Below are 15,084 nucleotides of genomic sequence, written 5' to 3'. Positions count from 1 at the left end.
CGGGCCGTACTGGTGCCCTGCACCGCGCCCCGACGTCACGTCTCGGTGCCCAGGTGCGCCGCGATCCGGGCGATGGTCTGCTCGTTGTCCTCGAAGAGGTGAGCCCGCAGTCCTGCCGCTCGGGCCGCCTCGATGTTGACGTCGTAGTCATCGATGAAGAGGCAGTCCGCCGGGCGTACTTCCAGACGCGCACACGTCATGTCGAAAGCCCGCGGGTCGGGCTTGCGGACACCGATCTCGTGGGAGTAGAAGATCTGCTCCACCAGCTCGTCGAACCCGTACCTCGCCGTCTCCAGCTCCCGGGCGCCCACAAAGCTGTTGCTGAGGATGCCCAGCCGACAGCGGGACCGCAGCCCTCGGACGTACTCGATCAGCTCTACGTTCGGGGTCCCCAGGTACTCCTCCCAGAGGTCGGACATGAACGACTCGATCCGAGGGGTGTCGAGGCCGAGGCGGACGCCGGCCTGCGTCCGCACCTCCGTCTCGGTGATCGCCCCGATGGCCCCCGCCTGCCAGACATCGTCCAGCCGCTGGTCCACGCTCCCCGGGGGCAGTCCGAGCCGCTCGTCCCACCGGTGCAGCCACCCTGTCGGCGGGGTGATCTCCAAGACCCCACCGATGTCGAGAATGACGCAGCGCGTCTCCATACAAGGTCCCCCTCGTCCATCGTCCAGCCTCCGGCCGTGCCAAGGGCACGGAGATCGTCGGCCTGGTTGCCCTGCACACTGTCGGCCTTCACCTTCGGGAAAGGTCAAGACCGTGAGTCAGGTCCGGCATCGGTTTCGGCCCGTGGGCCCCGTCCGCCCCTGATGTGCCCCGCGGCCCGCGGCCTACGGCCTGAGGGTTGAGGGTTGAGAGTTCAGGTCGCAGGCCTCAGGTCCGGAGAGCCAGGGCTGTAGGTGGCATGTCGGGGGGCGGGGCGGGGCGGGGCGGGGCCGGCGGTCACAGCAGACGGCGGATGTCACCTCGGACCCGGTAGAAGCCGCCCGCCGCCGGGTGCAGGGCATCCACGACGTAGCGGGCTCCGGGCTCTCGTATCGTGCGCGGGAACTGGACGTTCCAGGAGTGGTCGTAGCCCTCCGACACCACGTGGACGCGCATGCGGCCGGTCGTCTGGACGCACTCGACGACGATCGCTCCGGCGGGAGCCCGGGAGACACTCGCCAGCGAGGCCGCGGCTGTGGCCGGTGCGTAGGTCGGCAGCGCCTCGGCGAGCTTGACGTCCCGGGCGACCGGCACCGTACCCTGCTGGGCCGCCGCGATGGCCGCCTCGCTCGCGTCCACGCACACCAGCGAGCCGTCCGTGGTCACCAGGTACAGCCGCTCGTCGCGGTACTGCATCGACAGCGCCGAGCCGCCGCCGGTGCCCAGCTTCCACAGACGCGTGCCGTCCCGGTCGAAGCAGTACACCGACGAGGACGCGTCCCCGGCGAAGACGAACCGGCCGCCGGGCGAGGTGGCACATGAGTAGACCGCGCTGTCGCAGGCATAGGTGGCCTCGACCGTGCCGGTCGCCTTCGACAGCCGCTGGACCACTCGGTGCGCGGTTCCCGCGAACACGGCGTCCTGCTCCTGCCAGCCGAACAGGACCCCGCCGCGGGTCGGCGTGTGCCACAACTCGCCGCTGCCGTCCGGCGCGTAGGCGCTCACCCCGCGCTGGTGGCCGTGGTAGACGGCACGGTCGTCGGCGCGGACCATCCAGCCGTGCTCGCCGGGACTGCGGCGTGACCACTGGTGCTCGTCCTCGTGGTCGATGACGGTCAGCCGGCCCTCACGGTCCGACACGTTCAGGACGCCCTCGTGAATGTCCAGCCAGAAGATGTCGACGTCCGCCGCCACGTCGTACGCCGCGAACGGCAGCTTGGAGGACAGGTCGTAGACGCGACCGTCATCGCAGCCCGCGTATATCCAGAAATCGTCGGCGACCAGACACTTCACACCGTCCGGCAGGCTGAAACGGGCCAGGACAGCACCGTCGTGGCCCAGGGTGAAGACATCACCCGCCTGATTGCCGACCCAGCAACGGTCGTCGTCGACGTGGATGCCGAACGCCGACGACCCGGTACGAAAACGCCACAGCACCGGGGCCACGGCCCGCGCGGTGGAGGGAGCCGAGGCCACCTGACGCCGGGTCACCGCACGGGGCGCACGCTGTCCGGCGATCGCCGGGGCGTATCCCTTGCGGACCTTCTCCCCCACCTTCTTCGCCGCGGCGGCGCGAGCCTTGTCCGCCGTGGGGAACGTCGTCGTCTGTGTCTGTCCGGCAGCACCGATCCGTCCGTACCGCACCGTCACCACCAACCCGTTCACGGCCACTTCGTAGAACTTGTGCGCAGCACCGTCCTCCTGCGACAGCTCCAGATACGTCGTCGACGCGGACCCACTGGACATGACAGACCCCTCCCAGAACAGGCCCCGCGGTCTCTCCGGCGGGTCCCACTGCTCACACCGTAGAGGCAGGCACTGACACTCGGCCGATCAGGCCGGTACGTCCGCCGGGGCACAGGCACGCCCGTCCTCGGGAGGAGGGTCGGGAGTCAGCCGTCCTTCTGGTCCGGCGCGTCCGCGTCGAGCCGCGCGAGGTGGTCCTCCCACCGTCGGCGTCTCTGGTCCGGGGACTGTTCCCACCAGGGTGTGCCCCGTTCCCCCAACGCGACCTTCGCGTGCTGCACGCGTGCCCGCGCCAGCCGCTCGGCCGACGCGTCGTCGGCGGTGGTCGCCGCACGCACCGCACGGCGGGCCGCCATGAGATGGCGTCGCAGACGGGCCGCGATGTCCTCGGGCAGGGAGGGGTCCGTGGCCCGCCATTTTCGCCCCTTGATGACGACGTGGTGTCCGTCGGGGGTCTTCTGCGGTTCGTCGTGCGCGTTCACGAGCGCCATCCTGTCCGTACGCCGGTCAGACGGCGCGGCGAGGCCATCGGCCGCCACCCGCACCCCGTCGTCCCACGCCGGGCGGAGTCACGGCAGGATGGGCCCATGAGCGTAGTCAAGATCAACGTCCTGACCGTCCCTGCCGAGCAGCGGGAACTTCTGGAGAAGCGGTTCGCGTCCCGCGCGGGCACCGTCGAGAACTCCGACGGCTTCGAGTGGTTCGAACTTCTCCGCCCGATCGAGGGCACCGACAGCTACCTCGTCTACACGCGGTGGCGTGACGAGGAATCCTTCACCGCGTGGATGGAGGGGAGCATGAAGGCGGCCCACCAGGGCGGCGGTGCGGAGGGCGGCGAGCGTCCCAAGCCGGCGGCGAGCGGTTCCACGCTGTGGTCCTTCGAGGTGGTGCAGCAGACCGCACCGCCCAGCGCGTAGTTCCGCGCCCCGCCTGCCATTGGGTCATCAAGGCCATCAGGTCATTGGCACCGTTGGGCCATTGGGCCATTGGGCCATTGGCGTCCGTGGGCAGCTGCCGTCGACCGCTGACAGCCGCCGCGCGAACACGACGTGTCCCGAAAGGATGAACGTCACCGTGTCCCGGCACGTCTTCGCCGTCGGACCAGCACTCTTGCAGACCAGGGCACTGCCGTTACGCGTGCGGACGGTGGTGCCCCTGGTGTGTGTCGGCGGCGCCGTCCCTGGCGGGCGGGGGAAGCAGGGGTGCGCAGTGGAGCGGCAACGGCCGACCTCTTTACGGGACCGGGCACGTTACCGGTTCGACACGACGCTGGCCCGCAGCACGGGGATGCTGGTGAGCTGGCTGGTGTTGTCCTGTCTGGCGGTGGTGGTGCCCGTCAGTGCGCTGGTGGTGTGGACGGACCCCGGCTCGCCGCGCTCGCTGTCGGGCCGGCTGTCGGCGGTGTGGCGGACCAGCGCGGAGACGCTGCGGCTCGGCGCGCCGACCGGTGCGCCGATGCGGATGGCGCTGTCGGTGCTGCTGGGGATCGTCGCGCTGCTGTGTGTGTCGACTCTGGTGGGGGTGATCACCACCGGACTGGGTGAGCGGCTGACCGAGTTGCGGCGGGGCCGCTCGATGGTGCTTGAGCAGGAGCACGCGGTTGTCCTGGGCTGGTCGGACCAGGTGTTCACGGTGGTGGGTGAACTGGTCGCGGCCCGGGCCGGCGCCCGGTGTGTGATCGCCGTTCTGGCCGACCGGGACGTCGCCGAGATGGAGGAGGCGCTCACCGCCTCACTGGGGCGCGGCTCCGCGGTCCGGCTGGTCTGCCGGAGCGGCTCACTGACCACGGTCGACACCCTGGCCCTGGTCACTCCCCGGGCCGCCAGTTCCGTACTGGTTCTCCCCTCGGAGACTCCGGACGCGGACAGCGAGGTCGTACGCGTTCTGCTGGCCCTGCGAGCGGTCCTCGGTGACGAGGCCGGTCCGCCCGTCGTGGCGGCCGTGCGCGACCGCCGTCAGCTGCCCGCAGCCCGGCTCGCCGCAGGCGAACGCGGCACGATCGTGGAGACGGACGCGACGGCGGCGAAACTGCTGGTGCAGTCGGCGCGGCGCTCCGGGGTGGGCGAGGTGCTGCGTGACCTCCTCGATTTCTCCGGCGCGGAATTCCATCTCGTGGACGTGCCCCCAGCCGTCCGGCAGGGGCCGGAGGGCTCCCGCTTCGGGGATCTGCTGCTGTGCTTCGAACGGTCCAGCGTGGTGGGACTGTTGAGTCCGGACGGCCGACCGCGGCTCAGCCCCGCTCCGGACACCGTCGTCGGCCCGGGAGACCGGCTCATCGTGATCGCGCACGACGGCATGCCGGAGGCGCCGGTCGACTGCCGTGAGTACGTCGGCCGGACGGCGTTCGCGGCGCCGCAGTCCGAGCGCTTCGGACCGGTGCGGGTGCTGCTGCTCGGTTGGAACCACCGCGCACCCCTGCTGGTGGAGGCACTGCGCGACAGCGTCGCACCCGGGTCGGTGCTCGATGTCGTCGTCGATGAGGCGCAGGCTGTTCCCGTCCTCGACCAGGCCTGTTCCCCGCAGGCCACGCAGGCCACGCAGGCCACGGCACGGCTGGCCGTCTCCTGCCGAAGCGGTGAGCTGCTGCACCCGGAAGGCCTCAAGGACCTGGATCTCTTCGGATACGACACGGTGATCCTGCTCGGGGCGGACGCCGTGGACGGGCCGGGGCATCCCGACGACAGGGTCCTGGTCACCCTGCTGATGCTGCGGGAGCTGGAACTTCAGGCGGGCCGGATCCTGCCGGTGGTCGCGGAACTCGGCGACCACCGCAACCGAGCCCTCGCGCCGCTGGGCCCGGCATCGGATGTCGTCGTCCGGGGTGAACTGACCAGCCTGCTGATGGCCCAGATCGCCCACAACCCGCACCTGTCCGCCGTGTTCGGGGAACTGTTCGCGGCACACGGCGCGTCGGTTCATCTGCGCCCGGCCCACCACTACGCACCGCCCGGGTGCGAGGCGTCGTTCGCGACCGTCGTGGCGGCCGCCCGGGACCGGGGCGAATGTGCCGTCGGCTACCGCCGCACCGACCCTCAGGCAGGCACCGGCCACCGTCATGAACTGCGGCTCAGTCCCGCCAAGACCGAACGGCGCGTGTGGGACGCGCGGGACGAGGTGGTGGTCGTGGCGAACGACTCCGCCGGGCCTGACCGGCCGCACGGCACCCTCACCGCGGTACCCGGCATGCGCCACGACCATGTGGACGACACCGCGCTGTCCGGCGGAGCACCCGGTCGGCAGCCGTCGCACGACCGCCCGGAGCAGGACCGGACGCGGCGAGAGAACGGCACAACGGGGTGACACACCCGGCACACCCGGCACGCCCGCACCCCTGTACACGGTTCGGCACACCCCGAGTGCCCGCGTACGCGGGGGTGTTGCCCGGCGGGAGACGGCGGCGGCCCCCGGAACAGGTGTTCCGGGGGCCGCAGCCGTCCGACCGCGAGATCAGGCGGGCGTGATGTTCTCCGCCTGCGGGCCCTTCTGGCCCTGCGTGACGTCGAAGTTCACGACCTGGCCCTCCTGGAGCTCACGGAAACCCGAGGCGTTGATGTTCGAGTAGTGGGCGAAGACGTCCGGTCCGCCGCCCTCCTGCTCGATGAAGCCGAAGCCCTTCTCGGCGTTGAACCACTTGACAGTTCCCTTGGCCATGCTGGTGCCTTCCAGTCGATATCGGACCCACACCGCGTGGGCCCGGAGGTGATCGCCCTGGTCCTGCACTGCACAGCAAGATGCCCGCACCGGAGCGCGGGCAGGTACTGCGAACCACGACATCTGAGGATGACGCTACACCGCGAAACTGCTTACCACCAGAGAGCAACAGGACATGATCCCGAACCATGTCGCGGACCGTCCGCCGCATGCAGGTCCGGGAACGAGGCGGCTGCCGTGCCTCGGCGTCTGCCTCACAGGCGGGCCGGGGGTTCTGGACCCTGATCGCCCAGTACGCCCGACCGCCCGGCCGCGGCCATGACCGCGTCCACGCGCTCAGGTCCTACAGGTCGAGGGTTAAGGGTCGAAGCGGCGCCGTTTGGCACACGTACAAGTCCGGTGTTTGCAGGCGACCTTGCGGCGGTAGGGCGGACATGGCGAGGGCGTACACGACGATGAGAATGCCCACACAGGATACGAGCGCGATCCGGATGTCGCTGCTGACCGGCTCATGTGCGAACAGGTCACGCAGGGTGTTGACGACGGACATCACCGGCTGGTTGTCGGCGAAGGCTTCCACCGGGCCGACATGGTGTCGGTGAGCACGAACGCCGAGCTGATGAAAGGCAGGAAGATGAGGGGACAGGCGGCGGCACCCCCGCCCTCCACGGACTTCGCTGTCAGGCTGGTCATGACGGCCTTCCAGGGCAACGTCAGGGTGAACAGGATGAGCAGGTCGGCGGCCGCGCGCCATGCCGGCACCCCAGCGCCCCAGCGCCCGCACGTGCGCCCACAGCACGCTTGAACGGGCGATCGGCATGGAGGTGGAAGCGGAGTCAGGAGCAGAGCGGCGAGGTGCGCGACCGGGTACAGCGGTCGTTCGGCGATTAACCGTGCACGCACTACCGGGCGGTGGCCGGGTTGCTGGATCAACTGACCTGAGTCACACGCCTCTGGAACGGAACGCGGGCCTGCGCAGCAGCCACTGTCCGAACGTCCGGCGCGCGGGCCGCACCACCACGTGGCCGTGGGCCTTCTGACCGACCAGTTCCACTCGCAGGATGACCGGCGTATCAGGATTCGCGGGGCCCTGACGGTACTTGACCTTGCTGTGCAACAGCTGCAGACCATCCATGTCGACCACGATGCCCGGCTTCGTGACCAGTGTCAGGGTCTTTCCCATCATGGCCACATCGATCCGCAAGGTGTCGTACGTGATCACTGCCTCGGTGAAGTCGAGTGTCACCTCACAATAGGTGACTGCGAGTTCCAACTGCCGCGGCACCACCCAGTGCCCCACGCGCTCGACCGCGCCGCTGAAGACCTGTTCGATCCGCACCATGTCCTTGGCCTCCGCCCCGGTCCCGCCGACCGTGGCCACCGTGGGCGGCAGGTCGGCGGTGAGCGTGGCCAGTTCGCCCAGGGTCCGCGCGGACAGGGCGACTTCGAGGCGCTCGTCCAACTCGTCCACGGTCAGCAGACCGTCTCCCGCCGCGATACGCAGCACGTCCACCACCCGGTCCCGGTCCGCATGAGAGGCACGCAGCTCGGGCGACGAACCGGAGCCGGAGTGCTCCCCGGTGGGCGAAATCTCTTCCGACATGCTTCCGTCCTGGTCCGGTCGAACGTCTCCGCGCGACGCGGTCAGCGGCGCGAGGAGAAGACTAGCGCTATATCGCGACAGGAATTCCGCCCGAGCCCCGCACGGGAGGGGTGGTGGTCAGCGTCACGGAAGGGGTGGTGGTCAGCGTCACGGAAGGGGTGGTGGTCAGCGCCGGTTCACGTTGTGCGCCACCCATCATGCCGAGGCCCCGTCGCGGCAACAACCGCGTCCCGCGACCAGTTCGCCGAACGGCCGCCACCTCCGTCTCGGACAGGTCCTCGAAGTAGCGCAGCACCAGCATCGTGCGCTGCCGCGGGGTCAGCCGGGCGAGCGCCTGCCCCACGGTGATCCGCAGGTCGGCGGCGGGCGTGCCGTCGGCGACGCCGAAATCAGCCGGTGGCGCCGCGAACGTGGGCTCGCGATGCGGGCGGCGCAGACGCCACCGGCTGATCTGCTGCCGGTACATCACCTTGCGTACGCAGCCCTCCGGTCCTCGATGTGCCGCCAGCGGCTGCGCCTTCATCAGGGCGATCCGCGCCAGGTCCTCGGCCTCGTGCCGGTCGCCGCCGGTGAGCAGGTTCGCCAGGCGCAGCAGAGTGCTCACCGGCTCTCGACGTAGTCCCAAATCTCTCGTAATTCTGCGGCTCCATGGGCCCTCCCCTTCCCTGACGCACACAAGGACGCGCGGACCCCTGACGATCTACGCCTCCCGGTTCGAGGTTTCTTCTCCGCATCCGCGGGGCGAGTGAGCGGCGCCGCGGCACGCGGGCACGCACACACAGGCACACTCGGGCACACGCGCGCAGGAACACGGGCACACGGCACCGCAATGCCGCGCGCCGCGGAAATCGGGAATCGGGAATCGGGAATCGGGAATCGGGAATCACAGACTCACAGACTCAGCGCAAGCCATTTGGCCATTATTCATTCGAACGGGCGACCTGGTGGACAGGCATATCGTTTCTGCGTGCCGACCGCGCCCTACCGTGCGAGTGAGGCGACCTGGACCCCGTGAGCCTGCAGCAACAGACCAGCGCGGCCTCCGCATTGCCGTGCCGCAGTGCACGGGGGCCCGGACGACGCTCATGGTGAGGCCCTCATGCCACTGCACGATTCCTGCCCTCTGCCCCGTACAGATCTGCCCGGCGCCCATGCCCGCTGCTTTCCGCTCGGCAGGGCCACGGTGGTCGAACTCCACGGGGAGATCGACGTCTTCACCGTCGCCAAGATCACCGTCGACCTCGACACCGCGACCGGGCAGCCCGTCCCGCACGTCATCGTCGATCTGCGGCAGGTGTCCTTCATGGACTCCAGCGGCCTGCACATGCTGAGCCGCGCCCACCATCGTGCCCGCGCCCGCAACGGCGGTATTCAGCTGGTCAGCGACCAGCCGCGCATCCGGCAGCTGCTGCGGCTCACCGCACTGGACCACATTCCCCTCTCGGCCACTCTCGACGAACCCGCCGTCGGGGCCCATCGGCGGGCCGGCCGGTGAACGCGGCGCCACGCGGACGGCGGCGCGGGCGAGGGCCTCGGACGAGATGTCGGCCGCGGTGACATGCCAGCCACCGGGGGGCAACCCCCGTGTCGACCTGCGTCCCATCCCCTGCGGTGACGGCTCGGTCGTCCTGCCGCTGTCCCGCAGGCCCCGGGGGGATCCATGCCTACAAGTTCGTCCTGCCGACCGCCGACCGCAAGGGACCTCACGACACAACACATGGTCGTGTGCGGGGTCCTCAGGGTCAGGCCAGGCCCGCCGCGATGGCTCGGCGGACGGCGTCGGCGCGGTCTCGGATGTCGGCCTTGGCGAACAGGTTGTTGATGTGGGTCTTGACCGTGGCCTCGCTGATGAAGAGCTTCTCGGCGATGGCCCGGTTGGGCAGTCCCTGGCCGATGAAGGTGAGCACTTCGCGCTCGCGTGGGGTCAGGTCCGGCGGCAGTGCCTGGTCCGCGGCCGGCGGACGGGCGCGGGCGGTGGCGAGGAGACGGTCCTGGACCTCGCGGTCGAGTACGGACTGTCCCGCGGCGGCGGCGCGGATCGCACGGAGGATGTCCTGACGCCCCGCGTTCTTCGTCAAGTAGCCACGGGCACCGGCGCCCAGTGCGGCGAGGATCGAGTCGTCGTCGGCGAAGGTGGTCAACACCACCACGGCGACCTGTGGATGCTCTGCGCTCAGTCGGCGGGTCGCCTCGATGCCGTCCATCACGGGCATGCGCAGGTCCATCAGGACGACGTCCACCGATGCGGCGGCCACGGCGGCGAGCACTTCGGTGCCGTCCGCCGCTGCGGCGACGACCTCGATGTCCTCGGACATGCCGAGCACCGCGGCGAGGGGCTCACGGACGGCGGCCTGATCGTCGGCGACGATCACTCTCAGCCGCTGCGGGTCGTCGGTCGGTTCACTCATCCCGGGATCACTGCCTCCACCTGCCAGCCGCCTTGGTCCGAACCCTCGGTGACCGGGCCCGCGGTAATGGTGCCACCCAGCAGGGCGACGCGCTCACGCATCCCGATCAGCCCCATTCCGCTGCCGACGCCCGCGGTCACCCCACCGGTCGCGGGCCCGTTGCGGATTCTCAGCGTCGTGGATGCCGCGTCGAAGGTCAGCTCCACCCCGGCGTCGCCGCCCGGGGCGTGCCGGGCGGCGTTGGTCAGCGCCTCCTGGGCGATGCGCAGGAGGTTCTGGGTGACCTGTGCCGGCAGTTCGCGGACGGTTCCGGTGACGGTGAGAGCATCACGGTGGCCGGAGGACTCGGCCATCGCGCTCAGGCTGTCGAGCAGCGGGAGAGAGTCCTCGCGCAGCGCGTGTACGGTCCACTGGGCCTGCTTCAGACTCTCCTTCACCAGGCTGTGTGCCTTGTTGTTCGCCTCACGGACCTTTTCCAGGTCACCGGTGTCGATCAGGGCGTCCGCCAGTTCCAACTGCATGTTGATCCCGGCCAATGAGTGCGCCAGTACGTCGTGCACGTCCCGGGCTATGCGGCCGCGTTCGGTGAGTACGGCGGTCCGGGCCTCGGCGCGGGCGGCCCGCTCGGCGGACTCGGCGGACGAGAGCATCGCCTCCATGGCGCGCTGTCTGCTGCGGCTGAGAATCCCGACCACCACCGGAGCGCCGATGGTGAGGCCGAGGGCCCAGGGCAGCGCCTCGTGGCCGGGGCCGAGGCGGAAGTACAGGACACCGCAGCAGAGCAGGCTGGTCAGAACCGCGAGCGAGAGTGCCTGCTTGAGCGGAAGCCGGTAGCCGATGTGGCCGACGAGGAAGTAGGCGAACAGGTAGCTGGAGCCGGTGCGGCTGACGGCGATCAGGGCGGCGTCCGCGACGACCCCCGTGGTCAGCCAGACGAGCGCGACGCGGGGCGGAAACCTGGCCTCGGGAAGGTGCCGCGCCAGCAGGGCCACGGAGGTGACCACGATCAGGGCGGCCACCGCCAGACCATGGCCACTCATGTCCAGCGGACGGACGGTCACGAGCGCGGCGACGACGACCGCCAGGGTGATGGCCCACTGCACACGGGGGTCCTGGCGGGGCACGGCCCGAGGGCCGGGCTCACGGTCGGGGGCCGGCCCGGGGTGCGGGGCAGGCACGGATGCGGACACGCCGCGACCATAGCCCATGGTCAGACAGTGTGGTCGAGGGCTGCGGCGGGGCGCGTGCCCACCGGGAGCTGTGGCTCGCGCGTCGCCAGGCGGCTCCTGACAAAGACGGTCGCCAGGCGGGTGACCACTTCGGTGAGCGCCATCAGCACGAACGCGGCGACCCAGGCCTGGCTGGTGGTGATGTCGTGGGTGGCGCTGAACCGGCTCACGTCGTCGGCGCCGCCGTGGTCGACCCACACCTGGAATCCCATGCGCGCACCCATGCCGAGCACCCACAGGACCGCCGATATGGCGCCCGCCTTGATGAGGAGGTGTCCGTCGGCGCTGCGGATCCGGGTGTAGGCACCACCCGCGATGCCGAGCGCCGCGCCGGCGCCGGCCAGCGCTCCGATCAGCAGCAGGTCGTTGCCCGCGGAGGGGACGGTGTGCAGGTAGTGGGAGGCCACGAAGGCCACGATCCCCAGCGGGATCAGATAGGACCTGAGGTCCAGACGGCCTTCCCGCAGCTGCCGGAAGACGACGAGTACGAGGGCGATGTCGGTGATCCAGTCGGTGGTGGTCATGCCCTCAAGGTTGTCGTTTCCCGGCCTTTCGGGCTTGGACCCACGGGTGGAAGTACGGGTGGAGTTCGGGCACGCTCCTCCTCCACCCGCGGACCGTCCGGCACGGTTGTCGAGTCGGCGTCCCGGCCACCCGTCCGGCCCACCGTCTCGCGCCGCCGAGACGGCCTGCGCGTCTTCCTGGTGGGTGAAGTTGCGGCAGTCGAGGTCCTGGGCGTGGGCGGTTCCGGCGAGTGGCGCGACGGACACGATGACACCGGCTATGCATGTGAGGGTGGCGCGGCTTGGCATGAGGACCAGGGCCAGGACGACGGCATCGCTTGCGAAGTCCTGCCCCGCCGTACCGCCGCCCTCGGCACCGCCTCAAGTGCCCCCTCCCCCGCGCTGCCCTCCCCCGCGCCGCCCACACTCGGCGCACGTGCCGGCGTCGGTGGCAGCTCCGCGTCGCATCCTTCCGGCTGGGACATCGGCATCGGCGCGAGCCACACCACTGGCGGCGGCACTCGCTGTCGGCTGCATCGCGCTGCGTCACCGCGGCCGACTCCACCGTCTCGTCTCAAGAGGCACCCGCGACAAACAGTGACCGCGTGTCCGTCGGCGCCGCCGCCCCGGAGCGCCGAACCGCGTCAGTCGTCCTGCTTCCACGATCCGGTGGGGCGGCCGTCCGTGCAGCGCACGCGGAGTTCGACCTTGCCTGCGGCACCCTCGAACTTCACCTCGGCGTGTTCGTCGTCGGGGCCCGGGTCGGCGCTCTTCACTCCGTACCCCTGGGCAGGAGCCCACGACAACAGCCGTACGGTCGTTCCCTCGCAGGTGGCGATGGCCGTGCCGCCCGGAGCGGAGAACGTCTTCCTCACCTCGGTGGCGGGACCGGCGGGTGCGGTCGTGGAAGTGGGCGGGGACGGAGACGGGGACGGGGACGGGGGTGCCCCGGTGTCAGAAGTCGCGCTCGGTGTCGCGGCGCCCGGTCCCCCGCCAGGGCCGGACGACGATGCGGCCGTCACCGCGTCGAGCTGCCGCTCGACCTGCTGCGAGCTGAGCGTCTCGCCGTCGGAGGAGCCGGTGATCCCGTCCCCGATGATCTCGACGGCGGCCAGGCCGGTGAGCGTGGCGGCGACGGCGGCGGCCGTCCAGCCGGCCAGGGCGAGGAGAGTGCGGGATGGCATGCGTACGACTATGCCCCGGCCATGGATAAGGCGAGCACCGGGGAAACCTAAGGGGTGGTTAACAGCGCGGACCTGCCCGACTGCTCGGATAGCGTGCCTGCTGTGGTTCACCTCCTGATAGTCGAAGACGACCCGACCATACGGACGCCGTTGATCCGCGCCCTGCGCGAGCGCGGTCACGCTGTCGCCGCGGCGCACACCGCGATGGGCGGGCTCCAGACGGCGCTGGACGAGCGTCCCGACCTCGTGGTCCTCGACCTCGGCCTGCCGGATCTCGACGGCATCGAACTGCTGCGCATGCTGCGGGCGGTCAGTCCCGTCCCGGTGATCATCGCGACGGCCCGGGACGACGAGGCGGAGATCGTCCGGGGGCTCGACGCCGGCGCCGACGACTACGTCGTGAAACCGTTCACCGCCGCCCAACTGGAGGCACGGATCAGGGCGGTGCTGCGGCGCGGCACCAACTCCCGGGAACCCGCTGCCGCCACCGTCGTCGGTGAACTGCGCATCGACCCGGGCACACGCGAGGCGAGCCTCGCCGGAACCGTTCTCGACCTCACACCCCGCGAATTCGACCTGCTCCACCATCTCGCCGGCCGGGCAGGACAGGTCGTCACCAAGCGGGAACTGCTCACCGAGGTGTGGCGGGTGCCGTACGGAAGCACCGACAAGACCGTGGACGTACACCTGTCCTGGCTGCGCCGCAAACTCGGCGAGAGTGCCCAGGAACCCCGTTACCTGCACACCGTACGAGGTGTCGGTGTCAAGCTGAGCGCGCCCGCGGACCGTGCGTGAGACGCCGTCTGACCCTGCTCGTCGCGGCGACCATGTGTCTGGCGCTCCTCGCGTTCGTCGTGCCCCTGGCACTGCTGCTGCGTACGGTCGCGCAGGACCGTGCCACTGTCGCCGCCGGCGCGGACGCGCAGAGCCTGGTCTCGCTGGTGGGGACCGCGGATCCGAAGACCCTGCGGACCAGCGTCGAGCACGTGGCTGCCGCGGCCCGGGGTCCGCTCACCGTCTTCCTCGCCGACGGGTCGGTCCTGGGTACCCCGGCAGCGCGGACCAGTGCCGTGCGGCTCGCGGGCCTGGCCGGGGTCAGCCGGACCGTGGAACGGACCGACGGACGAGAGATCGTCGTGGCCGTTCTCGGCCGCCCGGACGGCACCGCTGTCATCCGTGCCTTCGTGCCCTCCTCCGAACTGTCCCGCGGGGTCACGCGGGCGTGGCTCGTACTCGCCGGTCTGGGCGTCGCGCTCCTGCTGCTGGGCCTGCTCGTCGCCGACCGTCTCAGCCGCGCCCTGGTGAGCCCCATCTCGGATCTGTCCGCCGTGTCCCACCGGCTCGCGCGGGCCGACCTCACGGCGCGCGCCCGCCCCGAGGGGCCGCCCGAACTGCGGGAGGTCGCCGGCGCCCTCAACCATCTCGCCGACCGGATCCAGGAACTGCTGCGCGAGGAACGCGAACAGGTCGCGGACCTCTCCCACCGGCTCCGAGCACCCCTCACCTCGCTGCGGCTGGAGGCCGAATCGCTGGCCGGAACCGACGCCGCCCGGATCACCGCCCGCGTGGACGCCATGGAACGGGCGGTCACCGGCCTCATCAGCCAGGCCCGGCACCGCCCGGAGACGGACGCGCACGCGCAGTGCGAAGCGGCCTCGGCGCTCCGCGAGCGGGTGGCGTTCTGGACCGTCCTGGCCGAGGACACCGGGCGGGCCGTCACCTTGGACGTCACGGCGGAGGGCCCCCTGCCGGTCGGCATCCCCGCCGACGAACTCGCCGCCGCCGTCGACGCGTTGCTGGGAAACGTCTTCGCCCACACCCCCGACGGGACCGCCTTCTCCGTCACCCTGTCACCCCGCCCCGGCGGCGGAGCCGTGCTCACGGTGGCCGACGACGGCCCCGGGCTGTCGGCGGACCTGGCCCGACGGGGCGCCAGCCTCGGCGGATCCACCGGACTCGGCCTGGACATCGCCCGCCGGGCCGCCCTGTCCAGCGGCGGGCACATGATCCTGACGACCGGCCGGGCAGGCGGTGCCCGCGTGACCCTGGAACTGGGACCCCCCACGCCCGCGGCTTCCCCTCCCCCTCCTCCATGACCCATGACCGCCTTAGCGC

17 protein-coding genes are annotated in these 15,084 nt (G+C 70.7%); 5 read left to right on the top strand and 12 right to left on the bottom strand.

Annotated elements, in window-relative coordinates; all coding sequences use genetic code 11:
* Positions 1-35 precede the first annotated feature (35 nt).
* The 3 genes from ACIOKD_RS26210 to ACIOKD_RS26200 form a co-directional block, all read right to left on the bottom strand.
* Positions 36-647, bottom strand: coding sequence for an HAD family hydrolase (locus ACIOKD_RS26210; protein ID WP_402088629.1), 612 nt, complete (start codon positions 645-647; stop codon positions 36-38).
* A 295-nt stretch (positions 648-942) separates the two neighbouring features.
* Positions 943-2,391: a WGR domain-containing protein gene (locus ACIOKD_RS26205; protein WP_402088624.1), complete on the bottom strand. Its 1,449-nt coding sequence runs from the start codon at positions 2,389-2,391 to the stop codon at positions 943-945.
* A 146-nt stretch (positions 2,392-2,537) separates the two neighbouring features.
* A complete protein-coding gene (locus ACIOKD_RS26200; RefSeq protein ID WP_402088621.1) occupies positions 2,538-2,873 on the bottom strand; it encodes a hypothetical protein in 336 nt (111 codons plus the stop codon).
* A 105-nt stretch (positions 2,874-2,978) separates the two neighbouring features.
* On the opposite strand from ACIOKD_RS26200, the gene ACIOKD_RS26195 reads away from it, so the two are divergent.
* Positions 2,979-3,308: an antibiotic biosynthesis monooxygenase family protein gene (locus ACIOKD_RS26195; RefSeq protein WP_398292268.1), complete on the top strand. Its 330-nt coding sequence runs from the start codon at positions 2,979-2,981 to the stop codon at positions 3,306-3,308.
* Positions 3,309-3,600: 292 nt separating this feature from the next.
* Positions 3,601-5,691, top strand: coding sequence for an NAD-binding lipoprotein (locus tag ACIOKD_RS26190; RefSeq protein WP_402088616.1), 2,091 nt, complete (start codon positions 3,601-3,603; stop codon positions 5,689-5,691).
* 147 nt (positions 5,692-5,838) lie between these two features.
* Here the strand turns inward: ACIOKD_RS26190 and ACIOKD_RS26185 are convergent, their stop codons facing one another.
* The 5 genes from ACIOKD_RS26185 to ACIOKD_RS26165 form a co-directional block, all read right to left on the bottom strand.
* A complete protein-coding gene (locus ACIOKD_RS26185) occupies positions 5,839-6,042 on the bottom strand; it encodes a cold-shock protein (protein WP_107014587.1) in 204 nt (67 codons plus the stop codon).
* A gap of 343 nt (positions 6,043-6,385) precedes the next feature.
* The gene (locus ACIOKD_RS26180) at positions 6,386-6,622 is read right to left on the bottom strand and encodes a hypothetical protein (protein ID WP_402088612.1); all 237 of its coding nucleotides are present in this window, start codon (positions 6,620-6,622) and stop codon (positions 6,386-6,388) included.
* Positions 6,592-6,804 carry a hypothetical protein gene (locus ACIOKD_RS26175; RefSeq protein WP_402088609.1) on the bottom strand — a complete coding sequence of 71 codons (213 nt, stop codon included), beginning with the start codon at positions 6,802-6,804 and terminating at the stop codon, positions 6,592-6,594. Before ACIOKD_RS26175 ends, ACIOKD_RS26180 begins: the two co-directional genes overlap by 31 nt.
* 181 nt (positions 6,805-6,985) lie before the next feature.
* Positions 6,986-7,645, bottom strand: coding sequence for a DUF1707 domain-containing protein (locus ACIOKD_RS26170; RefSeq protein ID WP_402088606.1), 660 nt, complete (start codon positions 7,643-7,645; stop codon positions 6,986-6,988).
* A 67-nt stretch (positions 7,646-7,712) separates the two neighbouring features.
* Positions 7,713-8,249, bottom strand: a complete 537-nt coding sequence (locus ACIOKD_RS26165) for a sigma factor-like helix-turn-helix DNA-binding protein (protein WP_402088602.1) — start codon at positions 8,247-8,249, stop codon at positions 7,713-7,715.
* 495 nt (positions 8,250-8,744) lie between these two features.
* Between ACIOKD_RS26165 and ACIOKD_RS26160 the strand changes: the two genes are divergently transcribed.
* Complete coding sequence (locus tag ACIOKD_RS26160; protein ID WP_402088599.1) at positions 8,745-9,140, top strand: STAS domain-containing protein; 396 nt, start codon at positions 8,745-8,747, stop codon at positions 9,138-9,140.
* A 247-nt stretch (positions 9,141-9,387) separates the two neighbouring features.
* Here the strand turns inward: ACIOKD_RS26160 and ACIOKD_RS26155 are convergent, their stop codons facing one another.
* From ACIOKD_RS26155 to ACIOKD_RS26140, 4 genes are all read right to left on the bottom strand, one after another.
* Positions 9,388-10,053, bottom strand: coding sequence for a response regulator (locus tag ACIOKD_RS26155; protein ID WP_402088596.1), 666 nt, complete (start codon positions 10,051-10,053; stop codon positions 9,388-9,390).
* The gene (locus ACIOKD_RS26150; RefSeq protein ID WP_402088593.1) at positions 10,050-11,261 is read right to left on the bottom strand and encodes a sensor histidine kinase; all 1,212 of its coding nucleotides are present in this window, start codon (positions 11,259-11,261) and stop codon (positions 10,050-10,052) included. The genes ACIOKD_RS26155 and ACIOKD_RS26150 overlap by 4 nt, the downstream gene beginning before the upstream one ends.
* A gap of 2 nt (positions 11,262-11,263) precedes the next feature.
* Positions 11,264-11,806 carry a hypothetical protein gene (locus ACIOKD_RS26145; protein WP_402088590.1) on the bottom strand — a complete coding sequence of 181 codons (543 nt, stop codon included), beginning with the start codon at positions 11,804-11,806 and terminating at the stop codon, positions 11,264-11,266.
* 623 nt (positions 11,807-12,429) lie between these two features.
* Positions 12,430-12,969 (bottom strand): hypothetical protein, encoded by a 540-nt coding sequence (locus ACIOKD_RS26140; RefSeq protein ID WP_402088585.1) that lies wholly within the window; start codon positions 12,967-12,969, stop codon positions 12,430-12,432.
* Positions 12,970-13,071: 102 nt separating this feature from the next.
* Between ACIOKD_RS26140 and ACIOKD_RS26135 the strand changes: the two genes are divergently transcribed.
* Both ACIOKD_RS26135 and ACIOKD_RS26130 read left to right on the top strand, forming a co-directional pair.
* A complete protein-coding gene (locus ACIOKD_RS26135) occupies positions 13,072-13,764 on the top strand; it encodes a response regulator transcription factor (protein ID WP_402088582.1) in 693 nt (230 codons plus the stop codon).
* On the top strand, positions 13,761-15,065 hold the full coding sequence (locus ACIOKD_RS26130) for a sensor histidine kinase (protein WP_402088578.1): 1,305 nt from the start codon (positions 13,761-13,763) through the stop codon (positions 15,063-15,065). Before ACIOKD_RS26135 ends, ACIOKD_RS26130 begins: the two co-directional genes overlap by 4 nt.
* The last annotated feature ends 19 nt before the right edge of the window (positions 15,066-15,084 follow it).

It is taken from the genome of Streptomyces sp. NPDC087844 (assembly GCF_044742785.1).
GTDB lineage: Bacteria > Actinomycetota > Actinomycetes > Streptomycetales > Streptomycetaceae > Streptomyces.
This window is presented reverse-complemented; position numbering and strand designations above follow the sequence as displayed.